Origin of the sequence: uncultured Tateyamaria sp. (genome assembly GCF_947503415.1) — a bacterium.
In the GTDB taxonomy this organism is placed as follows: domain Bacteria; phylum Pseudomonadota; class Alphaproteobacteria; order Rhodobacterales; family Rhodobacteraceae; genus Tateyamaria.
Window position 1 is genome coordinate 1,353,726 of the sequence record NZ_CANNDS010000001.1, and the last position, 23,723, is coordinate 1,377,448.

The following is a 23,723-nucleotide window of genomic DNA, read 5'->3' on the forward strand; positions in this document are numbered from 1 at the left end:
GCCGATCTGACGTAAGGATGGATGAGATGGAGAAAAACGGAGGATGCCTGTGCGGTGCTGTGCGCTTTGTCGCGAGTAACGTGCCGTCCACCTTTGGCATCTGTCATTGCCCGTCCTGCCGCCGCTGGACCGGATCGGCCCTGTTTGAAGTGAGCGTGAAGACCGGTGATGTGGAGTGGACGGGGGCCGAACATATCGCCACCCGCAACACCAGCGACTGGGCCGAACGCGCGTGGTGCCGGGAATGCGGCACGAACCTGTATTTCCGTCACACGAAGCCGGACAAGTGGTTTGGGGGTACGGACCTGCCTTTGGGCATTTTCGATGACCCTGACGGCTTCACTCTGACGCATGAGATTTTTGTGGATCATACGCCAAGTGGTCTGCACTTGCAGGACGATGGCCAGAAGCGATTGACGCGGGATGATGTGCTGGCGATCAACCCCGATCTGGCGGGGGACACGTGATGAGTCCATCAAAGCAAGGACATTGCCTGTGTGGCGCCGTGCAGGTGCAGGTTGATGGGTTGGCCGATGAAATCAGTGCCTGCTTTTGCGATCTGTGCATGCGTTTTGGCGGCGGCCTGCAAATGGGTATCGAGGCGAAACCGGATACGGTGCGTATTACCGGACCTGTGAAAAGCCATCGGTCCTCGGCTCTGGCGGAGCGGGCGTGGTGCGACGACTGTGGGTCCCCGATCTGGTTTCGCTATGTCGCGGGTCGGGATCATGGATATCTGGAGTTGTCACCGGGGCTGTTTTCCAATGCGGGCGATGCGCGGCTGACACGTGTGGTTTACGCTGATCGATACCCCGATGGGTATTGGATCGAAGGACATAGCGTCGCGCACATATCTCAGAGGGACTACGAGGCTAAGAACCCGCACCTGAACGACGGGGTCGTGCCATGACCCTGCCCCGCGACATCAAGGGCTGCTGCCTGTGCGGTGCCATCACCGCAACTGCAACGATCAGCAATCCGATCCTGCGCGCCTGCCATTGCGACATGTGCCGGCAACACACCAGCGGGATGTTCATGTCGCTGGCTGTAGACGAAGGATCGTTGGTCTTTGACGGGCCGGTGACAGCATTCCGCTCGTCCGACTGGGCGGAGCGTGGATTTTGCCCGACCTGCGGATCGACGCTGTTTTACAGCACCACCGAAGACGGCGCGCGCCACCCGGCGGCGGGGCTGTTCGCGGACATTGATGATGTGCCGCTGAAACTTGAATTCTTCAGTGACAAATGCCCGGCGGGCTATGCGCTGAGCGGCGACCACCGTCGCCTGACCACCGAACAAACGATTGCGATGTTCGCATCGCCGGAAGGAGACTGACATGACCAAATTTGATGCCGACTGGGTGCGCCGCGAAGAAGCCAAACGCACGTTTATGGCCGAAAACGGTCTGTATTCTGAAGCCGAAGAGCATTCGTCCTGCGGTGTGGGGCTGGTTGTGTCCGTCGATGGCACGAAAAGCCGCGCCGTTGTTGAAAACGGGATCAAGGCGCTGAAGGCGATCTGGCACCGCGGTGCTGTCGATGCGGATGGCAAGACCGGCGATGGTGCGGGCATTCACGTGCAGATCCCGGTCGAGTTCTTCTATGACCAGATCGAGCGCACGGGTCACACGCCCAATCGCGATCAGATGGTGGCCGTGGGCCAAGTGTTTTTGCCCCGTACCGATTTTGGTGCGCAGGAAACGTGCCGGACCATCGTGGAAACCGAAGTGCTGCGCATGGGCTATTACATTTATGGCTGGCGCCATGTGCCTGTGAGCATTGGCTGTCTGGGCGAGAAGGCAAACGCGACGCGGCCCGAGATTGAGCAGATCCTGATCTCGAATTCCAAGGGCGTCGATGAAGAGACGTTTGAGCGTGAACTGTATGTCATTCGCCGCCGGATCGAGAAGGCGGCAGCCGCCGCGCAAGTCCCCGAGTTGTACATCGCGTCGATGTCGTGCCGGTCCATCATCTACAAAGGCATGATGCTGGCTGAGCAGGTGGCGGAGTTTTACCCTGACCTGCTGGATGACCGTTTTGAGAGCGCCTTTGCGATCTACCACCAGCGGTACTCCACCAACACGTTCCCACAGTGGTGGCTGGCGCAGCCGTTCCGCATGTTGGCCCACAATGGTGAGATCAACACGCTGAAGGGCAACCTGAACTGGATGAAAAGCCATGAGATCCGCATGGCGTCGGGTGCCTTTGGCGAGATGGCCGAGGACATCAAACCCATCGTGGCGAACGGGTCGTCGGATTCTGCTGCATTGGATGCCGTGTTTGAAGTGTTGGTCCGTGCGGGCCGCAATGCGCCCATGGCCAAGACCATGCTGGTGCCCGAAAGCTGGTCCAAGCAGGCGGTGGAGCTGCCGCAGGCATGGCGCGATATGTATTCCTACTGCAACTCGGTGATGGAGCCCTGGGACGGTCCCGCCGCCTTGGCGATGACGGATGGTCGCTGGGTCTGTGCCGGTCTCGATCGGAACGGGTTGCGCCCGATGCGCTATGTCGTGACCCGCGATGGCATGGTCATTGCCGGGTCCGAGACGGGGATGGTCCCGCTGGAAGAGGCCAATGTGATCGAGAAGGGCGCGCTTGGCCCCGGTCAGATTTTGGCCGTCGATATGGCGGAGGGCAAACTGTACCACGATACCGAGATCAAGGATCAACTGGCCGCCTCGCAATCGTTTGGCGAGTGGGTTGGCAAGATCACCGATCTGGAATCCGAGCTGTCCGGTGTGACCGAGAAGGCGCTGTTTGAGGGCGAGGCGTTGCGCCGTCGCCAGATTGCGGCGGGCTATTCCATAGAGGAATTGGAGAGTATTCTGGCCCCGATGGCCGAGGATGCGAAAGAGGCGTTGGCGTCGATGGGCGATGACACGCCGTCCGCCGTCTTGTCCAAGAAGTACCGACCACTGTCGCATTTCTTCCGGCAAAACTTCTCTCAGGTGACGAACCCGCCGATTGATAGCTTGCGAGAATACCGGGTGATGAGCCTGAAGACCCGGTTCGGAAACCTGAAGAACGTGCTGGATGAAAGCAGCGCACAGACCGAGATCATCACCCTCGACAGCCCGTTCGTGGGCAATGCGCAGTGGGACAAGCTGGTCAGCTACTTCAACGCCGATCTGGTGGAGATTGATTGTACGTTTGAAGCTGGTCAGGGCGCGTTGAGTGCAGCACTGGCCCGTGTGCGGGCCGAGGCGGAGGATGCCGTGCGCTCGGGCGCCGGGCACATCGTGCTGACCGACCAGCATTCGGACGCCGACAAGGTGGCGATGCCGATGATCTTGGCGACATCTGCGGTGCATTCGCATCTGATCCGCAATGGCTTGCGCACCTTCTGTTCGCTGAATGTGCGGTCGGCTGAGTGTATTGATCCGCATTACTTTGCTGTTCTGATTGGCTGTGGTGCGACAGTGGTGAATGCGTATTTGGCCGAGGATTCCCTGGCCGACCGGCTTGATCGCGGGTTGCTGGATGGCACGTTGACCGAAGCCGTGGCGCGGTATCGCAATGCGATTGATCAGGGTCTGCTCAAGATCATGGCGAAGATGGGGATTTCGGTTGTGTCCTCTTACCGTGGCGGTCTGAACTTTGAGGCTGTGGGCCTGTCCCGTGCCATGGTGGCGGAGTATTTCCCCGGTATGACGTCGCGCATCTCCGGCATCGGTGTGACCGGTATTCAGTCGAAGGCCGAGGACGTGCATGCCATGGGCTGGACCGGCACCAATGTGCTGCCCATCGGTGGCTTCTACAAAGCGCGGCAGTCGGGCGAGACGCACGCGTGGGAAGCGACCAGCATGCACATGATGCAGATGGCCTGTAACCGCGCGTCGTTCGAGATGTGGAAGCAATACAGCGCCAAGATGCGGTCGAACCCGCCCATTCACTTGCGCGATCTGCTGGACATCAAGCCGCTGGGCAAGCCAGTGCCGCTGGAGGAGGTGGAAAGCATCACGTCCATCCGCAAACGCTTTGTCACGCCCGGAATGTCCTTGGGCGCGCTCAGCCCGGAGGCGCACAAGACCCTCAATGTCGCGATGAACCGCATCGGCGCGAAGTCGGACAGCGGCGAGGGTGGCGAAGACCCCGCACATTTCCTGCCGGAGCCCAATGGCGACAACCCGTCGGCCAAGATCAAGCAGGTGGCGTCGGGCCGCTTTGGCGTGACAGCCGAGTACCTGAACCAATGCGAAGAGCTTGAGATCAAGGTGGCGCAGGGTGCAAAGCCCGGTGAGGGTGGGCAGTTGCCCGGCATGAAGGTCACCGACCTGATCGCGCGGCTGCGACATTCAACCAAGGGCGTGACGCTGATTTCACCGCCGCCGCACCACGATATCTATTCGATCGAGGATTTGGCGCAGCTGATCTATGACCTCAAGCAGATCAACCCGCGCTGTAAGGTGACGGTCAAGCTGGTGGCGTCCAGCGGTGTTGGCACGATTGCTGCCGGGGTGGCGAAGGCGAAGGCCGACGTGATCCTGATTTCGGGCCACAATGGTGGGACCGGCGCGTCGCCAGCGACGTCCATCAAGTATGCGGGTCTGCCGTGGGAGATGGGCCTGACGGAGGCGCATCAGGTTCTGTCGATGAACAACCTGCGGGATCGTGTGACCCTGCGCACCGATGGTGGTTTGCGCACGGGCCGCGATATTGTCATGGCGGCGATGCTGGGGGCCGAGGAATACGGGATCGGCACTGCGGCGTTGATCGCTATGGGCTGCATCATGGTGCGTCAGTGCCAGTCGAACACCTGCCCTGTGGGCGTGTGTACACAGGACGAAGCGCTGCGCGAGAAGTTCACCGGGAATGCGGACAAGGTGGTGAACCTGATCACCTTCTATGCGCAGGAAGTGCGGGAATTGCTGGCCTCCATCGGCGCGCGCAGCATGGATGACGTGATTGGCCGGGCGGACTTGCTGGCGCAGGTATCGCGCGGGTCGGCGCATCTGGATGATCTGGACCTGAACCCGATGCTGATCACCGTCGATGGGGCCGAAGACATCGTCTACAACCGCGACAAAGACCGCAATGTTGTGCCCGACACGCTGGATGCACAGATCGTGCGGGATGCGGCGCGCTTCCTTGAGGAGGGCGAAAAGATGCAGCTTTCCTATGCCATCCAGAACACGCACCGGACGGTGGGCACACGGACCAGCAGCCATATTGTCCGCAAGTTCGGCATGCGCAATTCGCTGCAGCCGGACCACTTGACGGTGAAGCTGAAAGGGTCGGCCGGGCAATCGCTTGGGGCCTTTGCAGCACCGGGGCTGAAGCTGGAAGTGTCGGGGGATGCCAACGATTATGTGGGCAAGGGCCTGTCGGGTGGCATCGTTGTGGTGCGGCCGCCGATGTCGTCGCCCATCGTGGCCGCTGACAACACGATCATCGGTAATACCGTCCTTTACGGTGCCACCGATGGCTATCTGTTTGCGGCAGGTCGCGCAGGTGAGCGGTTCGCGGTGCGAAACTCGGGCGCCAAGGTTGTGATCGAAGGCTGTGGTTCGAACGGGTGCGAGTACATGACCGGCGGCGTCGCCGTTATCCTGGGCGAGATCGGGGCCAATTTCGGTGCAGGCATGACCGGGGGCATGGCGTATCTCTATAATCCCGATGGCAATGCAGAGGCGTTGATGAACACCGAAACGCTGGTGACATGCCCGGTGACCGTCAATCACTGGAAGTCGCAACTGCAGGGGCTGCTGCAACGGCATCAAGAGGAAACCGGCAGCGCCAAAGCGGCCAACATCTTGCAGCACTGGGACACCGAACAGCACAATTTCCTTCAGGTCTGCCCGAAGGAAATGCTGGACAAGCTGGCTTACCCGATCAGCGAAGAGCCAACGGCCATTCCGGCGGAATAGAGCCTATTCCTTGGGCTGGGCGACCATCTTGGTCGCCTGGTCCTTACTGCCGACATGGGTGTTTTCTGCCAGGATATCCGCAACGCGGGTTGGCATGGTACCAAGCTTGTTGGCGATCACATGATCCGCATCACCGGACCACTTCAACACCCAGACCAGGGCGGCATCGGCTGCGTTGAGCACGCGGTATTGCGGGGCGATGGCGCCAGGTTGGACGCCGTTCGTCGTTTCAATCATCTCCTATCTCCGAACACGAATTTGTGCTCCCACCACTGGGGAAGATAGCATGATCGACACGTCTTCGTGAGCAATTAACACTTTGTTTTTGATTATAGTTTTCTGATTAATTGGTGAATTGAAGGTTACCTCTGGTCTTGGCCCGATGCTGCCATAGCTTTGGGTCATGCGCTGGTTTGCTTTTGTCCTGTTGTGTTTGGCGTCGTCTGTGTCGGCGGACCCGTTGCGGGTGCTGGCGATTGGTGACAGCGTCATGGCGTGGCACAAGTGGACCGGGCGCGATATTCCATCGGTGATGGGTGAACTGCTGAATGCACGGGTCGAGAATGACGCTGTGGCCGCGTCGCGCTTTTCCAACGCTTCGACCTTGGGCCGGGCAGCTGGTTTTGATGTGCGGGCACAGTTTCGGACGGGCGATTGGGATGTGATCCTGATCAATGGCGGTGCAAATGACTTTCTGAACGATTGCGGCTGTCAGGCCTGTGACACGGTGCTGGATGGGTTGATTGCGCCGGATCTGACCGGTGAGGTTCCGGGCTTTCTGGCGCGCCTGACGCGCACCGGAGCGGAGGTCATCTGGATGGGCTATTATGCCAGCGCCCGGTCCGGTCAATTCACCGGATGCCGCCCGTATCTGGTGGAATATGACGCCCGGCTGTCCCGTCTTGCGAACCAAACGCCGGGCCTGACATTTGTCGACAGTGAAGATGTGATGGACCCCGGCGACCGGTCCCTGTTTGCATTTGACGGCATCCACCCGTCCCCCGCCGGAGCGCGTCGTATCGGCACCTATCTGGCGCAAACGCGCGCGCGCTAGTTTTCATGCGCGGGCTTGCGTCCTATAGCTGGGCGCATGGCAAGAAAGAGCAGCAAACGGACATCCAAGAGCAAGGCAAAGCGCCGGTTTCGACCCGGACGCTGGCTGTTTCGCTGGGGGTTGCGCCTGACCAGCGTCGTGTTTCTGGTGGCTGTCGTTGCGAGCTTGCTTTGGTCCGTCCTCAACCCACCCACGACGTGGTACATGATGCAGGAATCCCGCCGCCTTGGTGGTGTTGATCACGAATGGGTCCCGATAGAAGAGATCGCCCCCATCATGGCCCGCGCAGCCGTGGCCGCGGAGGATGCCAATTTCTGCCTGCATTGGGGTCTGGACGTCGCGGCCATTCGCAAGGCGATCGATGCGGGGGGCAATCGCGGTGCGTCGACCATCAGCCAGCAGACCGTCAAGAACGTGTATTTGTGGCACGGTCGGTCGTGGGTCCGAAAGGTAATGGAGGCTGCCATGACCCCGCTGGTTGAAGCGCTGTGGTCCAAGCGCCGTATCCTTGAGGTGTATCTGAACGTGGCTGAATTTGACGAGGGTGTGTTTGGTGTTGAAGCCGCAGCACGTCATTACTTTGGTGTGGGCCCGGACGACTTGTCCAATGTGCAGGCGGCGCGATTGGCTGCGATCCTGCCCAATCCCAAGGGGCGGTCGGCCCGCAACCCGTCGTCGTTCGTGCGCAAGCGGGCGTCCCAAATCCTGAGCGGGGCGGCCACGATCCGCGCGGATGGACGTGCCGATTGTTTCGAGAGTTGAAAATCGCGGTCCAGCCGTGCATGGATGCCCAACGTTTGACCAAACCGGATTGATCATGGCCCGCCTGTTTCACGTTCCCCTGTCCCCGTTCTGCCGCAAGGTCCGTCTGAGCCTTGCCGAAAAGAAGATCGAGGTGGAGCTGGTCGAGGAACGCTATTGGGAGGCTGACCCGGATTTCCTGCGTCGCAACCCCGCCGCCAAGGTGCCCGTGCTGCGACTGGACGGCGTTATGATGAGCGAGAGTGCCGCCATCTGCGAGTATATCGAAGAGACGCGGCCAGAGCCGTCGCTGATGCCGTCCGACCCTTTGGCCAAACTGGAAGTGCGCCGTTTGGTGGGGTGGTTTGACGACAAGTTCCACAACGAGGTGACGTCCAAGCTGCTGTACGAGCGGGTGAACAAAAAGATGATGGGTCAGGGTTTTCCTGACAGCCGAAACGTCAAGGACGGGGCGAAGGCCATCAAGTATCATCTCGACTACATGACGTGGTTGCTGGATCACCGTCGTTGGTTGGCTGGCGATGTGATGACCTTGGCCGATTTTGCTGCAGCTGCGCATTTGTCGGCTTTGGATTATATCTCGGACGTGGATTGGAACCGGTCCGAGGTGGTCAAGGATTGGTACGCCAAGATCAAATCGCGGCCTGCGTTTCGGTCGATTTTGGCGGATCAGGTCTCCGGCTTCCCGCCGCCGCGGCACTACAATGATCTTGATTTCTGAATTCCGGCGTCGGACTGGGGGCCAGCCCCCAGACCCCCGGGATATTTTTGGCCAGAAGAAGACATGGGCCTGAAAGAGCACGTCATATCTCGTGCTCTGGAAGAGGGGTTCGTGATGGCGCGGGTGTGTCGGCCGGACGCGGTGCCCGAGGTCGCGGGTCGGCTTCAGGCCTTTGTTGAGGCTGGCCGGCATGGGCAGATGGGTTGGATGGCTGAGCGAATGCATTGGCGGGGGAACCCGGCGGCTTTGTGGCCCGAGGCGCGGTCGGTGATCATGTTGGCCGAAAGCTATGCGCCGGAGCATGATCCGCTGGCTGTGTTGGAGCGGCCCGAGCTGGGGGCCGTGTCCGTCTATGCGCAGGGACGGGATTATCATGACATCGTGAAGAAGCGGCTCAAGCGATTGGCGCGTTGGTTGATTGCCGAGGCAGGTGGCGAGGTGAAGGTGTTTGTGGATACCGCACCCGTGCCGGAGAAAGCGTTGGGACAGGCCGCCGGTTTGGGTTGGCAGGGTAAACATACCAATCTGGTGAGCCGCGACTGGGGCAATTGGGCTTATTTAGGGTCTGTTTTTACCACTTTGGCGTTGGAGCCGGATGCGCAGGAGATTGATCATTGTGGATCGTGTCGGGCGTGCCTGGATGTGTGTCCGACGGGCGCGTTTCCTGCGCCCTATCAACTGGACGCGCGGCGGTGCATTTCGTATCTGACCATTGAGCACAAGGGACCTGTGGACGAGGAACTGCGCCCCGGTTTGGGCAATCGGATTTATGGCTGCGATGATTGCCTGGCCGTGTGTCCGTGGAACAAGTTCGCCATTGCGGCCAGTGACATGCGGTATTTGGGGGCTGTGGATGCGCCGCCTTTGGCAGAGCTGGCGGGTCTGGACGATGCGGGCTTTCGCGCGCGGTTTTCCGGCTCGCCCATCAAGCGGATCGGGCGGGATCGGTTTGTGCGCAATGTGGCCTATGCCATTGGCAATTCGGGGGTGCCTGCGTTGATCCCGGCGGTACAGGCGTTGGTTGATGACCCGGACCCGGCAGTGGCAGACGCGGCGCGCTGGGCGGTGACGCAATTGGGCGCGACGGGTCGCGAACAGGCGCAGTAAGCACGCCAAAAACGAGGGAGCAGGCATGGCAATTTTGCTGGGCGTGGATACCGGCGGCACCTATACCGATGCGGTTTTGATGCAGGACGAAGACCGGGTGCTGGCGCGCGCCAAGGCGTTGACCACGCGCCATGATCTGGCTGTGGGTGTCGGGCAGGCGGTGCGTGCGGTGCTGGATGAGGCGGATGTGGAGCCGGGAGCGGTTGGCATGGCGTCGTTGTCCACGACTTTGGCGACCAACGCGCTGGTCGAGGGTCAGGGCGGGCGTGTGGCGCTGATCTATATAGGGTTTCGGGAGCGCGATGTTCAGGCGCAGGGGTTGGCCGAGGCGCTGGGTGGGGACCCTGTGTGCGTTTTGGCAGGAGGACATACCCATGATGGATCGCAGGCGGCGCCTTTGGATGAAACGGCGCTTTTGGCCTTTTTAGAGACACATAAGCGGGATGTGAGCAGTTTTGCTGTGGCAGCGCAGTTCGCTACGCGCAACCCGGCGCATGAGCTGCGCGCGATGGAGCTGGTGCGTGAGGTGACGGGACGGCCCGTGTCGGCGTCGCACCAATTGTCGGCCAAGCTGGGTGGCCCGAAGCGGGCGCTGACGGCGGTGTTGAATGCGCGGCTTATCGGGATGATTGATGCGCTGATTGGTCGGGCTGAGGGTGAGCTGCGCGCCATCGGTGTGACCGCACCGATGATGGTGGTGCGGGGCGATGGGGCATTGATGTCGTCGGCGCAGGCGCGTGGGCGACCGATTGAGACGATCTTGAGCGGGCCGGCGGCGTCCATCGTTGGTGCTCGGTGGTTGACGGGCGCGGACCATGCGCTGGTCAGTGACATCGGCGGGACAACGACGGATGTGGCTGTGCTGCGCGGCGGGCGACCTGTGATTGATCCGCATGGCGCACGGGTGGGGCCGCATCGCACTATGGTCGAGGCGGTGGCGATGCGCACCACCGGGCTGGGCGGGGACAGTGAGGTGCATTTTGTGGCCGAGGGGTTGCGCGGCGGTGTGACCCTTGGGCCGCGTCGGGTTCTGCCGGTGTCGTTGCTGGCGCATGAGGTGCCGGACGTGGTTTTGCCCTTGTTAGAGACACAAATGCGTGGCTCGGTGCCCGGTGAATATGACGGGCGGTTCGTGCGTGCCGTGCCCGGCGTGCAGGCCGATGGGCTGGCGGCACGCGATGCCGATCTGTTGGCGCGGATCGGGGACGGGGTGCATGGGCTGGGCGCGGTGTTGCGCACGCGGATGGAACAGGGGGCGCTGAAACGGCTTGTGGGCCGTGGGTTGGTGCAGGTTGCGGGGCTGACGCCGTCCGATGCGAGCCATGTGTTGGGGCGATTGGATGTCTGGGATGTGGAGGCTGCGCGCATGGCCTGTGCTTTGTTCGGGCGACGGCGGACCGGGGCGGGGGAGCGGTTGGCTGATGCTCCTGAGAAGATGGCGCAGAGTGTTGTGGATCAGTTGACCCATCAGACAAGTGTGGCCTTGTTGGAAGCGGCGTTGGCCGAGGACGGGATGGATGAAGCCTTGGCGACCCATGCGTTGATGCAGCGGGGGATGTCAGGGTCCAAGGGTCTGGTTCGGGTCAATACGGGGCTGGATGTCCCTGTGGTGGGTCTTGGGGCGTCGGCGCGGGCGTATTATCCGGCTGTGGGAGCCCGGTTGGGGTGCGAGATGCAGTTGCCGGAGGATGGCGGCGTGGCAAATGCCATTGGCGCTGTGGTGGGCCGTGTGACTGTGCGCCGGACCGGGACGATCACATCGCCCAGCGAGGGCCAGTTTCGGGTGCATCTGGACAGTGGGCCAGAGGATTTCGCGGCGTCCGAGCCTGCTTTGGCCCGATTAGAGACTGTTTTGACCGAAGACGCGCGCGTGTCTGCGCTTGCTGCCGGGGCATCGGACATCGAATTGCATGTGGCGCGGGACATTCGCACGGCGCAGGCCGAGGCGCGTGAGGTATTTGTCGAAGCCACATTGACGGCGGAGGCCACGGGGCGTCCGGGCATTGCCGCGACATAAAAAAAGGCGGGCTCAGGGCCCACCTCTTTCCGTGTGACTGTATTTCCGGGGGTCAGACCGGCGGTTGACCGCGGACTGCACGCGCCACCATCGCGATCACGAACAGGATCAGGAAGACCACGAACAAGATCTGCGCGATCCCGGCCGATGCACCGGCGATTCCACCGAACCCGAGAAGTGCCGCAATCAGTGCGACCACCAGAAATGTAATTGCCCATCCAAGCATGGCTATGTCCTTTCAATGACTGTGTCGTCTTGGCGAAAGAACGCAGCGATTGCGCGAATTGTTCCGACTTTTATTCGGCGGCCCGTTTTGGCAAGACCCAGCCCGCGCGTGGGAAGTGGCAGGTGTAGCCGTTGGGGATGCGTTCAAGGTAGTCCTGGTGCTCTGGCTCCGCCTCCCAGAAGTCGCCCACTGGTTCGACTTCAGTCACGACCTTGCCAGGCCAGATACCTGAGGCTTCGACATCCGCGATTGTGTCCAGTGCCACCTGCTTTTGCACGTCATCAACGTAATAAATGGCCGAGCGGTAGCTGAGGCCCACATCATTGCCTTGCCGGTTCAGCGTGGTGGGATCGTGGATCTGGAAAAAGAATTCCAGGATGTCACGGTATGAAATGACCTGTGGGTCAAAGATGATCTCGATCCCTTCGGCGTGCGTGCCGTGGTTGCGATAGGTCGCGTTGGGCACGTCGCCGCCGGTGTAGCCGACGCGGGTGTCCTTGATTCCCGGTTTCTTGCGGATCAGGTCCTGCATGCCCCAGAAACATCCCCCTGCCAGTACGGCGCGTTGGTCGCTCATGCTACATCCTCCACTTGGTTCAGGTAGGCACCATAGCCTTCGCCTTCCATATCGTCACGGTGCACGAACCGCAGTGACGCGGAGTTGATGCAATAGCGCAGGCCGCCACGGTCGCGGGGGCCATCGGGAAAGACGTGGCCCAAGTGGCTGTCGCCGTGTTTGCTGCGCACTTCGGTGCGGATCATACCAAGGCTGGCGTCACGGTGTTCCGTGACGTTGTCGATGGGTTTGGTGAAGGACGGCCAGCCGCAACCGCTTTCGTATTTGTCCGAGGATGCAAACAGAGGCTCACCCGAGACGATGTCGACGTAGATGCCGGGTTCCTTGTTGCCCAGCAGCTTGCCCGTGCCGGGGCGTTCCGTGCCGCTTTCCTGGGTGACGTAGAATTCTTCGGGGGAGAGTGTCGCGATGACGTCGGGGTTCTTGGTGTATTGGGTCATGATCTGCCTGTCCGTTCAGCGTTTCCTCATATTTGGGGTGACGCGCGCAAATTGAAAGAGGATGACGCGACGCGCCGCCGTTCTACCTTGCAAGTGAATAAGGAAAGGGAGTGATCACATGCGTGCGTTTCTTGCAGGACTTTTGGTCTGCCTTGCGCAGATGGTCCACGCCGATATCCGCGACATGCAATTCCCGTCCATTGAGGGCGGCGTTCTTGAGATGTCTGCGTGGGACGGGCAGCCGGTGTTGGTTGTGAACACAGCGTCCCAATGTGCCTTCACGGATCAATACGAGGCGTTGCAGACCCTGTATGATACCTATCGCGCCGATGGTCTGGTTGTTCTGGCCGTGCCGTCCGACACGTTCCGGCAGGAACTGGACAGTGCCGAAGAGGTGCGGGAGTTTTGCGAGATTGCGTTTGGTCTGGATATGCCGATGACGGATATCCTGCCGCTCAAGGGGGATGAGGCCCACGCGTTCTACAAGGCGATGCGCGACGAGGCTGGCTTTGTCCCGCGCTGGAATTTCAACAAGGTGTTGATCGGTGCGGATGGTGCCGTTCTGGGCACGTGGGGATCACGCACCGCGCCGATGTCGCGGGACATCACTGGCGCGGTCGAGGCGGCGTTGGCCGACGCCGGATCCTAGAAGGACTGGCTGAAGTTGATGCCGACGCGCACACCGCTGTCCTGCTCGGCCGTGTCCAGATCGAAGGACTGGTGCGCGATGATGCCTTGAAGCGTGCCGCCCCAAAGCTGCGTGCGCGCGCTCAGAGACACAATTGTGCCCGTTTCCCGCGCGGTGCTGAGGCTGTGATCAGGGTTTGATGAGTCGTTGATCGTGAATTTGCCGACATTCCAGTCCAGCGCCCAGCTGTCGAAGTCATGCTTGCCGCGCAGGCTTGCGGACCGGCTTTCCGATCCGATGGCGGCACCCATCACAACCCCTTCGTTGCGGTAGGAATAGACGTCGTTGTTGTAGGCCGTGTTCGGCCCACAGAACCCGGAATCGGTGAAGTTCACTGTCGTGTCCACGTATTCCAGCGTGATCGTGCTGTCGGCATTGAAAAGCCGTGACTTGTTTTCCAGACCGGCGAGGAAGAAGAAACACGAGGGCAGCCCGCCTGCTTCGTCCTCACCCACGGCCTGACCGTAGATGCGATTGCTGAACGTGTCCGGGCCAAAGCGATAGGACGCGCCTACGCCAGCGATTTGGTTGGCGGGCGCGCTGTCGCCTTCGTTGGAGTTGCCCACCAACACGTCAAAGAAAGTGTCCAAGCCGTCGGGCTGACCGGTGCCGCCATACTGCGCCACCCGCACAAATTCGATTTCGAGGTCGGGGATCGGTTCAAGCCCCAACCGCATGCCAAGGATCAGAGCGTTGTCCGGTTGGTCGGCATCATCGGTCTGACCGAGGAAAATCTCGCCGTTCCAGGGACCGATCCAGCGCAGCACGGGCACATCCGAGGTGCGCGCCTCTTCCTTGCGGATATAGGCAGAGGCGAACGCAGGCGCATTTCGCGACAGGACCAGAGATGTGTACTCCGATGGCGACCAATGGCGTTCAATCTGTCCGACGCCGACCTGCCAATTGTCATTGCCAAAGCGGTAGCCGACATCGCCAAAGATCAGCAGACTGTCGACGGCTTCATTTTCGAACGTTTCGCCCACCGTCAGGTCGAACACAAACTGCCCCACCCGAGAGCTGGCCGACACTGCGGCACTGTCAAATGCGAGGATGCCGTATTGTTCGGACCGGCCCAGAAAGTCATCCGAGATTGCGCCGAAACTCAGCGTGTAGGTTGTTTCAGCTTGGGCATGAGCCTGATCATGAAATGCCATTGCACCGATCAGCCCCAACAAAAGAGCGGGTGTCTTGCGGTTGATAACTTTCGTCACTGTCTGTCCCTTGCACTGCTGTTACAGTTGCGCGTTGTGTCCGGCGTTTTTGCTTTTTCAATAACATGACAGGTGTGAGCCTGTCGTTCTACGACTTTATTCGGCCGGGTAGGTGATCTCTGTTCCTGCGTCTTCGTGCTGCTGTTGCGGTGTTCCGAACCCTTCGACCCAGCGCTTGACGACGGCGCGGGCGGCGTCTTCGTCGCTGGCGGCCAAGGCGTGGCGCAGCGACCGCATGGCCGATGCAACTTCGATCTCGCTCAGACAGTCTTCGACCGTGAAGAAGATCTTTTTGTGCCCGGTGCCGACTTGTGTCCCGCTGAGCGTCAATTCTTCGGTCATTTTTTCGCCGGGGCGCAGGCCGGTGAATTCGATTTCGATATCGCCGTCCGGTTTTTGTGCATCCCGCACGGTGAAACCAGCACTTTCGATGACCTGTCGCGCCAGCTGTTCGATTTTGACCGGCTTGCCCATGTCCAGAACAAACACTTCGCCGCCCGACGCCATCGATCCCGCGCGCAGGACAAGGTGCACGGCTTCCTGCACTGTCATGAAGTAGCGCGACACCTCTGGATGCGTAACCGTCAGCGGGCCACCGCGCCGCAGCTGGTCCTGAAAGAGCGGCACAACAGAGCCGGAAGATCCCAAAACATTGCCAAAGCGCACGATCGAAAAATTGAGCCCCTTGGGTGCTGCGACCCGTTGCGCGATATCCTGTACCGCCAATTCGGCGAGGCGCTTTGACGCGCCCATCATATTGGTCGGGCGCACGGCCTTGTCCGATGAAATCAGCATGAAACGCTCGACACCGGCAGAGGCGGCTTCGCTGACCAGCGTCTGGGTGCCCAGCGTGTTGTTGGCCAGACCCGTCAGCGGATTGAATTCGACAAGCGGCACGTGCTTGTAGGCTGCGGCGTGCAGGACAACCTGGATGTCGTGATCGCTGAGCACCTTGCGTACCTGCCGCGCGTCTGTGACGGACCCCAGCACCGGCACGATCTGAATATCGCTGCCTTCGGCAAGCTGCGTCAGTTCCTGATGAATTTGATACAGGGCGAGTTCGCTCAACTCGTAAAGAACGATCTTCGCCGGGCGATACTCCAGCACCTGACGGCTGAGTTCCGAGCCGATGGATCCACCGGCACCCGAGATCAGAACACGCCGCCCGGCATAGGCTTCGCCACCACCGGCCTGCGGTGTCATCACCTCGTCCCGCCCAAGGAAGTTACGCGGGTTCACGGGTGTCAGTTTGTCGACCAGTGCCTCTTCTCCGATCAGTTGGGAGAACGAGGGAAGGGATTGCACTTCGAGCCCCATCTTCTGCAGACGCCGCGCGATCTGCATCTGCTTGGGGTGGGTTTGCGACGGGATGGCGAGCAGAACGCGGTCGATCTTTTTCTCGGCCACGATCTCGGCAATACGGACGGGGCTGTAGACCGGCAGGCGCAATACGTTCACGCCCTGAAGCGCTTGGCTGTCGTCCACAAAGGCGACGGGTTCGATTTGCTTGTGGCTGCGCAGGGCCGACACGAGTTGCATGCCCGTGGTGCCCGCACCGTAGATCAAGACGCGGCACCGATCAGATCCGTTGCGGTAGATCGCGACAACCACCTGTAGCAGGATCGCCCGGGTCAGGATCAGAAACACAAAGAACGACACGCCAAACATGACATGCGTCGAGAACGACATTTGCAGGTTCGCAGCTGTGGTCAGCAGGATGGATGTCATCACCAAAAGCGCTGAATAGACACTGCTGCGCCCGATGGACCCGGCCTCGTAGTCATTGAGGGTTGCGGTCGAAATCCCCAGCCAAAGCGACAGCGCCGCAGAGACGATAAGAATGTAAGGCAGGACCGGCAAATACGCCCGGAAACTGTCCCATACCGACGCTTCGGACACATTAAGACTGAAGGCGAACAACAACGCTGCAGGAATGAGCATTGAATCGATAACGATGAAGATGTTCCGCTTCTGCGTGCGCGACAGCGACTTCAGCAGATCCAACATGTTGCCCCCTCGGTCCTTCACCGTTTCCGGCTGCAACCAGCGATAGCACGATCTTTTTTTAAATTCGTGCGATTATTTCGCAAGTGCAGAAAAGCTGCTGGTCGACCAGCAAAAAAGCGCCAAAAAATGCCTATTTAGTAAGCGTCCCTGCTTGCTTTTTACATAAATCAATCGATTCGGTAAGGCCTGTGGTTCAGTTACGGCTGCGCCGGAACAGGTTGCCAATTGTTTGAAACACCAGATCAAAATCGTAACAGGTGCTTTGATTCCGCTGGTACATCAGGTCCAGTCGCGCTTTGCGCGGGATACAGATGCGGCAGTAGGTATCGTCCGTCTCTTTCGGCGTGTTGCAGCGCGACAAAAGCCGGTCTTCGTGTTTGTGAAACCGGATGGTGGCCAACCCCGTCACGCCGGGCCGCGACTTGAGCACATCGGCGTAGATATCAGGGAATCGCTCAACATATTCCCGCAATGGTGGTCTTGGCCCGACAAAGGACAGGTCGCCTTTGAGGATGTTCCAAAGCTGTGGAAACTCATCAAGGCGCTTGGACCGTAGCTTGGCGCCCAAGGGCGTGATCCGCGCCTCTTTATGCCCGCCGGACACCCCTTGATCGGTATCCACCACGGTCATCGTTCGAAACTTCCACAAGCCGAAACTTTCCGTGGGGCTTTTCATCCGCTCGGCCACATAGAACAGGGGCCTTCCCTGTTTCCGCCAGATGACCAAGATCAGGAACAGAATGACGGGGCCAAGGATGATCACCAGCAGACTGGCAAAGAACAGATCGAAGATGCGTTTGCGCCAGGTCATGTGTGCATCTCACGTCTCCAGTCATTCACGATGCCGGTCGCTGTGCTGTCCGCCGGCGTGAACGCGACGTCGGTTTCCAGCACGGTCGTGTCCAGATGCACTCTGGCGATTGTGCGGTTCGTCGCCGGTTTCGATGTCCACGCCAGCCCGGCTGCATCCAGCAAATCGCCCATGGGTACGGTGCCGGGTGCGGCGACGTTCAAAATCTTTGGCAGATGTGTTTGCGTTGCGAGGGTTTTGAGGACCTGCGCCAATTTGGTGGGGCCAATGTAGCTGCGCGATGGGGTCGTCCCGTCGTCCAGTTGATCGAGTTGAAAGCCGGGTTTCCAGTTGCCGAGGATCGCGTCCGCGCCCGCCACATTTCCAAGGCGCAGCACGGTGCATGGATTGGCATGGTCGGCGGCCATCTGTTCCATCTCCAGTTTAGACTGCCCATAAGGGCTTTGGGCAGAGGTTGGACCATCCTCGGACAACGGGCCTTGCAACGCGCCGTAGACCGCCGCGGATGAGAACAGGAACACGTGCGCACCTTGGGCAGCATCCAGCGTTTTGCGCGCGACCGTTACATTGACATCCATCGGTGCGCCGGAGGAAGGCGTTGCACCGGCAAAACAAAAGATGACGTCCGCACCTGTCAATGCCCGCTTTAGCGCAGCGAGGTCATCGATATCTGCCTCGGCCCGCGTGGTCCATGTGGCGTCGCCGGGCCACCGGGGTCGAAGCAGTTGCCCCAGCTTTCCCCCTGCACCAAGCATTACGATGCGCATAGCTCAGACCATCGCGATCTGCTTGTCCGCCGGAACCAATGCGTTGATCTGGCGAATATGTTCGGGCAGGCAGACCGTTTCGAAATCGTAGGTGTCGACAACGTGTCGCCGCGCGGAAGGGCCGATATGGGCGTAGTCGCGTGGCTTTTCCAACACGTCGACCACCTGGGCCGCAATCGCTTCGGGATCGAAGAAGTCGACCAGCAACCCGGTTTTGCCGTGTTCCATCGCCTCGCGCACCGGGGCCACGTCGCTGGCAACAATGGTCGCTTCCATCGACATGCTTTCAAGCAGGGACCACGACAGCACAAACGGCATCGACAGGTAGATGTGGCAGGTGCTGATCTGGATGATGTTCTGGTAGCTTTCATAGGGCACCTGGCCCAGGAAATGCAGTCTGTCCCAGTCCAGCAGATGACCCACTTCGGCCTCCATCTGGCCGCGCAGCCCGCCGGGGTGCTTGCTTTTGCCACCATAGGAGACGTCGTTGCCGCCGATCACCAGAATCCGGGCATTGGGCCGCGCCTTCTGGATCTTGGGCACCGCGCGCATGAACTGGTGATAGCCCCGTGTGGTCTCGAGGTTGCGGGACATAAACGTCACGATCTCGTCCTTGGACGTCAATGGTCGGCCAATGCGTCCAAGGTTCACCTGCGCCTTCTTGTTCGGCTTCAGCTTGTCCGTACGGATGCCGTCATGGCACACATAGATTTTGTCGTGAAAATTCTTTGGGAATCGGTCCCGCTGCCAAAATGTTGGGCTGTGCGCCACATCCACCACGTTGATGTTCACCTGTGGCACCACGTTGTGGCCGTGCATGATGTATGGCGTGTGTTCGCTGATCGGGTTTTCCGGGTCGAAGCCGACAGGGCCGCCATGCACCGAGTAGTAGTATTCAAAGAACCCGATCATCGGGGTGTCAGGCACCACTTCGCGAAAGAACGTCATCTCGCCCCAGCCCACGTGACCAATCACGATGTCGGGCGTGAAGCCCTTGTCCACGAGTTGCCGCAATGCACTGACGGCGCCAAACCCGTTTCCAGCCGCGTTTTCCCACGTGCGCGACAGGGCGTATGTGTCGTCCTTTGCCTGATGGTGGGACTTGTAAACCACCGTCTGGACACCGGAAAACTGCGGTGCCTTCTGGCGTTGGGTCAGAAACACGATCTCGTGCCCGCCTTGCGCAGCCAGCCATTGGATCAATTCGCGGTACTGGCCCGGCATGTTCTGGTGCACAAACAGTAGCTTCATCTGCCCCTCGTTCCTTTTTGGCTTGGATACATGGCGCTGGCCTGCGCTGCAATCACGGCTGTGCCGGCCACATCGAACCAGTGCCGCGCTTTTCCTGCCCGGGGCTGAGGCCAAAGGTGCCGCGGTAGCTTTTGGAGAAATGCGAGAGCGATCGGAAGCCACAAGCGACGCAGATGTCGGTGACGCTCAGGCTGGTCTGGCGCAGCAGCCCGCGCGCCTTTTCGAGCCTGAGTTGCAGGTAGTGCCGTTTGGGCGACATACCCAGATGCTTGGCAAAAAGACGTTCAAGCTGCCGCGTACTGAGTTCGATCAAATCCGCGATCTCGTCCGGGCGCAGCGGATCTTCAAGGTTGTTTTCCATGATCTGAAGCGCCATGCCCAGCTTGCCATGCGCCATGTCGGGCCGCGCCCGGCGCGACAGGCGCTGGCCGTGGCTGGCCGCACGCGGGTCGGTATAGACCATCTGGTCCGCGACCCATGTGGCAAGGTCGATCCCGTAGTCCGACTTGATCCGGTCCAGCATCATGTCCATCGACGCGGCCCCGCCTGCGGTCGTGAAGATGCGCCCATCCTTGGAATAGAGACTGTTTTCTATGACCACATCCGGGAGCAACTCGATCAGCGCATCGCGGTATTCCCAATGGGTGGTGACCGTCTTGCCAGCGAGGAGGCCCGCCAAAGCCAATGTGTAAGTGCCCGAGGATAGCGCGCCGAAATCCATGCCTTTGCGCGTTTCGCGGCGCAGCCAGTTGAGGATCAGTTTGCTGCTGCCCTCGGCCGCGCAGTTGCCTGCGCAGACGACAAGCGTTTCATCGCGGGACAGGTCTGGCAGAGCCGCGTCCACTGCGGTGGTGATGCCATTGTAGGCGGGCACCGGATCGCCCGTTTCCCCGATCACGCGCCACGTATAGAACACCTGACCCGACGGATGCAGGTTGGCGAGGCTGAGTGCCTCAAGCGCGCAGGCAAAGCCCAGTTGGGAATAGCCGGGGACAAGCAGAAAGGCATAGCGCCTTGGCTGTGTCGCCTCAGGCGGCAAGAGCCGCGTCCAGAAGCGCACGCACCCTACGGGCATAGGGTTCGTTCACCAACCGGGTCACTTCATCGCCGTTCTTCATCACCAGCAGGGTCGAGCGCCGTTCGACCTTGAGCCGTTGGGTCATTTGCGACGGTCCAAACGTGTCCCAATCGACGTCCACAAAGGTGAGGTTGCTGTAGGCGGGGTTTTCGGCCAGCGCCTCGGCAATCAGATCGGCTTTGATCTGGCAGGTGAGCGACCACGACGCGCGGAAATTCATCACAACCGTTTGATCGGTGCTGCGCAGGTCACGCCAGACGGCGGGTGTGTAGGTTTCGGCAGGATAGGCCGCGCCAAGCGTGGGCACCGACAGGGCAGCAGCAGATAAAATGAACGTGCGGCGGTGCATCAAATGGGCTCCGGAAGTTTGAAATCTGCGGCCACCATATTGCCGGTGTCGCCACGCGCAAGAGCGCGATTGTCAGCTTTTGACTTGTCGTGACAATTGAACCGCAAGAATGCCCACCGTGATGATGGCAACGCCGATGATATCGAGCAGGCCCAGCCGTTCGCCCAGCAAGGCCGCGGCGATGGCCACGCCGAAGAACGGGTTGAGAAAGTGGAAGGTCGCGGCCTTGGTGGCACCAATGCGGGCGACCAGTGCGAACCAGATCAGGGTTGCGGCAAGACCGGGGATGAAAACTGTGTAGGTGAACGCGACGTACAACGCAGGCGTCGGTGTGACCTCAATCGTCTCTATAAAGGCGGAAACGATGCCCAGAACGATGGCGCCCACGAACATTTGCAGGCCCACAACCATCATCAGATTGCCGCCCGAGGACATGGTGCGCATGGAGAGCGTGGCGATCGTGAGGGCAATGGCGGCGATGACGCAGAGTGCGACGCCATAGACGTCCACGCCCGCATCAAGCCGCGCCGACATGATCAGCGTCACGCCCGTGATCCCCAGCACCAGCCCGATGATCCCAAGCGGCGGCAGCTTGTCCCGAAATACGACCCAACCCGCGAACGCCACCATCAGCGGCATTGTCGACGCGATGATCGACGCCAGCGACGCCTCGACCGTTTGCATGGCGTAGAAGTTGAGGCCCAGATAGATCGCATTCTGGCAGAGCCCGAAGATCAGCGTGGCCCGCCACTGGTCGCGCGTCAGGTTCCACGTCTGCCCCATCATCCGGGCGATCGCGACGCCGATGATCCCGGCAATAAAGAACCGTAGCGACGAGGCGGCAAGCGGGGGCGCATGGGTGACGATGATCCGGGCAGAGGTGAAAGCCGACGACCAGATCAGGGCAAAGGTCAGGCCCATCAGAAGTGCGCGGATGTCCATGGCCGTCCCTTTCGTCTTGGGCCGGACGTTCGGGGAAATCAGGCAGGGATGCAAGGCACTGATCACGACCCTGTTGGATGTATGTGATCAGTGTCTGGCCCATGTATGGTGCCAATCGAAGGAGCCTTGCCATGACCCTGACCCGCCGCGCCTTTGGGGGCCTCACCCTGTCGGGGGCCTTGTTGCCCCATACTGCGTTCGCGCAAGAGATCAGCGCGCTTGACGCAATGCGCGCGCCGCTGTCGGCGACCACCAGCGAGTTTGCGGCCGCAATGGCCTGGGTCACAGAACGCGGGTCGCCGGATATGGCTGCCGCCTTGATCACCGGTTTGCGCTTTTCCCGGTCACGTGGGCCGCAGATAGCCGAGACGCTGACGGCCATCACGGGAGAGGATCATTTTACCGACTGGTTCCAGTGGATGCTGTGGCAGGAACAGAACCCGCAGATCACGCCGCATCTAGACTTCCCGACCTTTAAACGCGAGATTTTGCTGCGGGTCGATGAGAATTTCGATCTGTTCCTGCGGCCTGAGCATATCCAGCCGGACCAGATGCGCATCCGGCTGGAGGAGATCACGTGGGGCGGTGTGGTCAAGGACGGTATCCCGTCACTCGACAACCCTGAACTGATCGCCGCGGGCGATGCGGAGTACCTGCGCGACGACGATCTGGTCTTTGGTGTGTCGATCAACGGTGATGTGCGGGCGTATCCGCTACGGATCATGGGCTGGCACGAGATGTTTAACGAGGTGATTGGCGGTGTGCCAGTCGCGCTTGCGTATTGCACCCTTTGTGGGTCGGGTATTCTGTTTGAAACGGATGTGGCGGGGCGGTCAGACCCGCTGGTCTTTGGATCGTCCGGGTTTCTCTATCGGTCGAACAAGCTGATGTTTGACCGCGAAACGCATTCGCTTTGGAACCAGTGGACGGGCAAGCCTGTGGTCGGTCCGCTTGTGAACAGCGGGATCGAGTTGCAGCAGCGTCCGGTGGTGATCACCACCTGGGACAGCTGGAAGGCGTCCAATCCGGGGACGAAAGTGCTGAGCCTCGATACCGGGTTCCGGCGGGATTACGGCTCTGGCGTGGTCTACAATGACTACTTCGCCTCACCCGATCTGATGTTCCCGGCGCAGGTGGACGAACGGCAGTTGGCGCAAAAAGACTACATCTTTGCCGTGCGCCAATTCGGCGCTGCCCGCGCGTGGCCGTTGGAGGCGTTTGACGGGCGTCCCATTATCAATGACGCGATTGCTGGTACGCCGCTCTTGTTGATCGGTGATGTAGAGACGCGGAGCGTGCGCGCTTACGAGCGCAAGGACCTGACATTTACCCCCGCAAACGGTCGGCTGCTGGACAACACCGGCGCGGAATGGCGCGTGACCGAAGATGCGCTCATTGGACCAGACGGGGCGACGATGCCGCGCGTGGCGGGGCACATCAGCTACTGGTTTGCATGGGACAACTATCTGGGGGACGCGGCCACGGTGTTCGACGGCTGAATGAAAAAGGGCCGCCCGAAGGCGACCCTGAAGTCCGTCGATACAGATCGACTTAGCCGTTCACGCTGTCTTTCAGCGCTTTGGCGATGGTCATTTTCACGACCTTGTCCGCTTCTTTCTTGAACTGCTCACCCGTGGCAGGGTTGCGCACCATACGCTCGGGGCGCTCGCGGCAATAGATTTTGCCAACGCCCGGCAGAGTGACTGCGCCACCGCCGGAAACTTCCTTGGTGATCAGGCCGCAGATTGCGTCAAGCGCGCCGCCTGCGGATTTCTTGTCTGTCCCCATTTCTTCGGCCAGTGCGGCGACGAGTTGGGTTTTTGTCATTGGTTTTGCCATTTCATGGTCT

24 protein-coding genes are annotated in these 23,723 nt (G+C 60.4%); 11 read left to right on the forward strand and 13 right to left on the reverse strand.

Going from position 1 to position 23,723, the window contains the following annotated elements; all coding sequences use genetic code 11:
- Window positions 1-26 precede the first annotated feature (26 nt).
- The 4 genes from Q1A32_RS06575 to gltB are packed head-to-tail and all read left to right on the forward strand — an operon-like array spanning window position 27 to window position 5,866.
- Window positions 27-467: a GFA family protein gene (locus Q1A32_RS06575; RefSeq protein ID WP_299651116.1), complete on the forward strand. Its 441-nt coding sequence runs from the start codon at window positions 27-29 to the stop codon at window positions 465-467.
- The gene (locus Q1A32_RS06580; RefSeq protein WP_299651119.1) at window positions 467-910 is read left to right on the forward strand and encodes a GFA family protein; all 444 of its coding nucleotides are present in this window, start codon (window positions 467-469) and stop codon (window positions 908-910) included. Before Q1A32_RS06575 ends, Q1A32_RS06580 begins: the two co-directional genes overlap by 1 nt.
- Window positions 907-1,335 (forward strand): GFA family protein, encoded by a 429-nt coding sequence (locus Q1A32_RS06585; RefSeq protein WP_299651122.1) that lies wholly within the window; start codon window positions 907-909, stop codon window positions 1,333-1,335. Before Q1A32_RS06580 ends, Q1A32_RS06585 begins: the two co-directional genes overlap by 4 nt.
- A 1-nt stretch (window position 1,336) precedes the next feature.
- Window positions 1,337-5,866 carry a glutamate synthase large subunit gene (gltB, locus tag Q1A32_RS06590; protein WP_299651126.1) on the forward strand — a complete coding sequence of 1,510 codons (4,530 nt, stop codon included), beginning with the start codon at window positions 1,337-1,339 and terminating at the stop codon, window positions 5,864-5,866.
- Between the two features lie 3 nt (window positions 5,867-5,869).
- Here gltB and Q1A32_RS06595 read toward each other — a convergent pair whose 3' ends face one another.
- Entirely contained in the window at window positions 5,870-6,103 is a 234-nt protein-coding gene (locus Q1A32_RS06595) for a hypothetical protein (protein WP_299608048.1), read from the reverse strand.
- Between the two features lie 166 nt (window positions 6,104-6,269).
- On the opposite strand from Q1A32_RS06595, the gene Q1A32_RS06600 reads away from it, so the two are divergent.
- The 5 genes from Q1A32_RS06600 to Q1A32_RS06620 all read left to right on the forward strand — a co-directional run bounded on the left by Q1A32_RS06600 (window position 6,270) and on the right by Q1A32_RS06620 (window position 11,527).
- Window positions 6,270-6,920 carry an SGNH/GDSL hydrolase family protein gene (locus tag Q1A32_RS06600; RefSeq protein ID WP_299651130.1) on the forward strand — a complete coding sequence of 217 codons (651 nt, stop codon included), beginning with the start codon at window positions 6,270-6,272 and terminating at the stop codon, window positions 6,918-6,920.
- A gap of 36 nt (window positions 6,921-6,956) precedes the next feature.
- Window positions 6,957-7,682 carry a monofunctional biosynthetic peptidoglycan transglycosylase gene (mtgA, locus tag Q1A32_RS06605; RefSeq protein ID WP_299608043.1) on the forward strand — a complete coding sequence of 242 codons (726 nt, stop codon included), beginning with the start codon at window positions 6,957-6,959 and terminating at the stop codon, window positions 7,680-7,682.
- Between the two features lie 55 nt (window positions 7,683-7,737).
- On the forward strand, window positions 7,738-8,403 hold the full coding sequence (locus tag Q1A32_RS06610) for a glutathione S-transferase family protein (RefSeq protein ID WP_299608040.1): 666 nt from the start codon (window positions 7,738-7,740) through the stop codon (window positions 8,401-8,403).
- A 63-nt stretch (window positions 8,404-8,466) separates the two neighbouring features.
- Window positions 8,467-9,510 carry a tRNA epoxyqueuosine(34) reductase QueG gene (gene queG, locus Q1A32_RS06615; RefSeq protein ID WP_299651133.1) on the forward strand — a complete coding sequence of 348 codons (1,044 nt, stop codon included), beginning with the start codon at window positions 8,467-8,469 and terminating at the stop codon, window positions 9,508-9,510.
- A 25-nt stretch (window positions 9,511-9,535) separates the two neighbouring features.
- Window positions 9,536-11,527 (forward strand): hydantoinase/oxoprolinase family protein, encoded by a 1,992-nt coding sequence (locus tag Q1A32_RS06620; protein ID WP_299651136.1) that lies wholly within the window; start codon window positions 9,536-9,538, stop codon window positions 11,525-11,527.
- 52 nt (window positions 11,528-11,579) lie between these two features.
- Here the strand turns inward: Q1A32_RS06620 and Q1A32_RS06625 are convergent, their stop codons facing one another.
- From Q1A32_RS06625 to msrB, 3 genes are all read right to left on the reverse strand, one after another.
- A complete protein-coding gene (locus Q1A32_RS06625) occupies window positions 11,580-11,753 on the reverse strand; it encodes a DUF1328 domain-containing protein (protein ID WP_299608033.1) in 174 nt (57 codons plus the stop codon).
- A 70-nt stretch (window positions 11,754-11,823) separates the two neighbouring features.
- On the reverse strand, window positions 11,824-12,330 hold the full coding sequence (msrA, locus tag Q1A32_RS06630) for a peptide-methionine (S)-S-oxide reductase MsrA (RefSeq protein WP_299651139.1): 507 nt from the start codon (window positions 12,328-12,330) through the stop codon (window positions 11,824-11,826).
- Window positions 12,327-12,770 (reverse strand): peptide-methionine (R)-S-oxide reductase MsrB, encoded by a 444-nt coding sequence (gene msrB / locus Q1A32_RS06635; RefSeq protein ID WP_299651144.1) that lies wholly within the window; start codon window positions 12,768-12,770, stop codon window positions 12,327-12,329. Before msrB ends, msrA begins: the two co-directional genes overlap by 4 nt.
- 118 nt (window positions 12,771-12,888) lie before the next feature.
- Here msrB and Q1A32_RS06640 point away from each other — a divergent pair, with 118 nt between their 5' ends.
- Window positions 12,889-13,419 (forward strand): glutathione peroxidase, encoded by a 531-nt coding sequence (locus Q1A32_RS06640; RefSeq protein WP_299651147.1) that lies wholly within the window; start codon window positions 12,889-12,891, stop codon window positions 13,417-13,419.
- Here Q1A32_RS06640 and Q1A32_RS06645 read toward each other — a convergent pair.
- The 8 genes from Q1A32_RS06645 to Q1A32_RS06680 form a co-directional block, all read right to left on the reverse strand.
- Complete coding sequence (locus Q1A32_RS06645) at window positions 13,416-14,669, reverse strand: capsule assembly Wzi family protein (RefSeq protein ID WP_299651152.1); 1,254 nt, start codon at window positions 14,667-14,669, stop codon at window positions 13,416-13,418. The two genes, Q1A32_RS06640 and Q1A32_RS06645, sit on opposite strands and share 4 nt — an antisense overlap.
- A 96-nt stretch (window positions 14,670-14,765) precedes the next feature.
- On the reverse strand, window positions 14,766-16,676 hold the full coding sequence (locus tag Q1A32_RS06650; RefSeq protein ID WP_299651155.1) for a nucleoside-diphosphate sugar epimerase/dehydratase: 1,911 nt from the start codon (window positions 16,674-16,676) through the stop codon (window positions 14,766-14,768).
- 193 nt (window positions 16,677-16,869) lie between these two features.
- On the reverse strand, window positions 16,870-17,487 hold the full coding sequence (locus Q1A32_RS06655; RefSeq protein ID WP_299651158.1) for a sugar transferase: 618 nt from the start codon (window positions 17,485-17,487) through the stop codon (window positions 16,870-16,872).
- Window positions 17,484-18,254 carry an NAD(P)-dependent oxidoreductase gene (locus tag Q1A32_RS06660; protein ID WP_299651161.1) on the reverse strand — a complete coding sequence of 257 codons (771 nt, stop codon included), beginning with the start codon at window positions 18,252-18,254 and terminating at the stop codon, window positions 17,484-17,486. The genes Q1A32_RS06655 and Q1A32_RS06660 overlap by 4 nt, the downstream gene beginning before the upstream one ends.
- Before the next feature lie 3 nt (window positions 18,255-18,257).
- Window positions 18,258-19,505, reverse strand: a complete 1,248-nt coding sequence (locus Q1A32_RS06665; RefSeq protein WP_299651164.1) for a glycosyltransferase family 4 protein — start codon at window positions 19,503-19,505, stop codon at window positions 18,258-18,260.
- A 52-nt stretch (window positions 19,506-19,557) separates the two neighbouring features.
- Entirely contained in the window at window positions 19,558-20,565 is a 1,008-nt protein-coding gene (locus Q1A32_RS06670) for a GlxA family transcriptional regulator (RefSeq protein WP_299651166.1), read from the reverse strand.
- Window positions 20,534-20,932, reverse strand: a complete 399-nt coding sequence (locus Q1A32_RS06675) for a thioredoxin family protein (protein ID WP_299608004.1) — start codon at window positions 20,930-20,932, stop codon at window positions 20,534-20,536. The genes Q1A32_RS06670 and Q1A32_RS06675 overlap by 32 nt, the downstream gene beginning before the upstream one ends.
- Window positions 20,933-21,004: 72 nt before the next feature.
- The gene (locus Q1A32_RS06680) at window positions 21,005-21,874 is read right to left on the reverse strand and encodes a DMT family transporter (protein ID WP_299651168.1); all 870 of its coding nucleotides are present in this window, start codon (window positions 21,872-21,874) and stop codon (window positions 21,005-21,007) included.
- Between the two features lie 131 nt (window positions 21,875-22,005).
- On the opposite strand from Q1A32_RS06680, the gene Q1A32_RS06685 reads away from it, so the two are divergent.
- Window positions 22,006-23,373, forward strand: a complete 1,368-nt coding sequence (locus Q1A32_RS06685) for a DUF3179 domain-containing protein (protein WP_299651170.1) — start codon at window positions 22,006-22,008, stop codon at window positions 23,371-23,373.
- Window positions 23,374-23,425: 52 nt separating this feature from the next.
- On the opposite strand, the gene Q1A32_RS06690 is transcribed toward Q1A32_RS06685, so the two are convergent.
- Window positions 23,426-23,713, reverse strand: coding sequence for an HU family DNA-binding protein (locus Q1A32_RS06690; protein ID WP_039684873.1), 288 nt, complete (start codon window positions 23,711-23,713; stop codon window positions 23,426-23,428).
- Window positions 23,714-23,723: the final 10 nt, after the last annotated feature.

Coding starts and splice junctions, on each gene's coding strand:
- Q1A32_RS06575 (WP_299651116.1), top strand. CDS start 27: ATGGAGAAAAACGGAGGATGCCTGTGCGGTGCTGTGCGCTTTGTCGCG.
- Q1A32_RS06580 (WP_299651119.1), top strand. CDS start 467: ATGAGTCCATCAAAGCAAGGACATTGCCTGTGTGGCGCCGTGCAGGTG.
- Q1A32_RS06585 (WP_299651122.1), top strand. CDS start 907: ATGACCCTGCCCCGCGACATCAAGGGCTGCTGCCTGTGCGGTGCCATC.
- gltB (WP_299651126.1), top strand. CDS start 1,337: ATGACCAAATTTGATGCCGACTGGGTGCGCCGCGAAGAAGCCAAACGC.
- Q1A32_RS06595 (WP_299608048.1), bottom strand. CDS start 6,103: ATGATTGAAACGACGAACGGCGTCCAACCTGGCGCCATCGCCCCGCAA.
- Q1A32_RS06600 (WP_299651130.1), top strand. CDS start 6,270: ATGCGCTGGTTTGCTTTTGTCCTGTTGTGTTTGGCGTCGTCTGTGTCG.
- mtgA (WP_299608043.1), top strand. CDS start 6,957: ATGGCAAGAAAGAGCAGCAAACGGACATCCAAGAGCAAGGCAAAGCGC.
- Q1A32_RS06610 (WP_299608040.1), top strand. CDS start 7,738: ATGGCCCGCCTGTTTCACGTTCCCCTGTCCCCGTTCTGCCGCAAGGTC.
- queG (WP_299651133.1), top strand. CDS start 8,467: ATGGGCCTGAAAGAGCACGTCATATCTCGTGCTCTGGAAGAGGGGTTC.
- Q1A32_RS06620 (WP_299651136.1), top strand. CDS start 9,536: ATGGCAATTTTGCTGGGCGTGGATACCGGCGGCACCTATACCGATGCG.
- Q1A32_RS06625 (WP_299608033.1), bottom strand. CDS start 11,753: ATGCTTGGATGGGCAATTACATTTCTGGTGGTCGCACTGATTGCGGCA.
- msrA (WP_299651139.1), bottom strand. CDS start 12,330: ATGAGCGACCAACGCGCCGTACTGGCAGGGGGATGTTTCTGGGGCATG.
- msrB (WP_299651144.1), bottom strand. CDS start 12,770: ATGACCCAATACACCAAGAACCCCGACGTCATCGCGACACTCTCCCCC.
- Q1A32_RS06640 (WP_299651147.1), top strand. CDS start 12,889: ATGCGTGCGTTTCTTGCAGGACTTTTGGTCTGCCTTGCGCAGATGGTC.
- Q1A32_RS06650 (WP_299651155.1), bottom strand. CDS start 16,676: ATGTTGGATCTGCTGAAGTCGCTGTCGCGCACGCAGAAGCGGAACATC.
- Q1A32_RS06655 (WP_299651158.1), bottom strand. CDS start 17,487: ATGACCTGGCGCAAACGCATCTTCGATCTGTTCTTTGCCAGTCTGCTG.
- Q1A32_RS06660 (WP_299651161.1), bottom strand. CDS start 18,254: ATGCGCATCGTAATGCTTGGTGCAGGGGGAAAGCTGGGGCAACTGCTT.
- Q1A32_RS06665 (WP_299651164.1), bottom strand. CDS start 19,505: ATGAAGCTACTGTTTGTGCACCAGAACATGCCGGGCCAGTACCGCGAA.
- Q1A32_RS06675 (WP_299608004.1), bottom strand. CDS start 20,932: ATGCACCGCCGCACGTTCATTTTATCTGCTGCTGCCCTGTCGGTGCCC.
- Q1A32_RS06680 (WP_299651168.1), bottom strand. CDS start 21,874: ATGGACATCCGCGCACTTCTGATGGGCCTGACCTTTGCCCTGATCTGG.
- Q1A32_RS06685 (WP_299651170.1), top strand. CDS start 22,006: ATGACCCTGACCCGCCGCGCCTTTGGGGGCCTCACCCTGTCGGGGGCC.
- Q1A32_RS06690 (WP_039684873.1), bottom strand. CDS start 23,713: ATGGCAAAACCAATGACAAAAACCCAACTCGTCGCCGCACTGGCCGAA.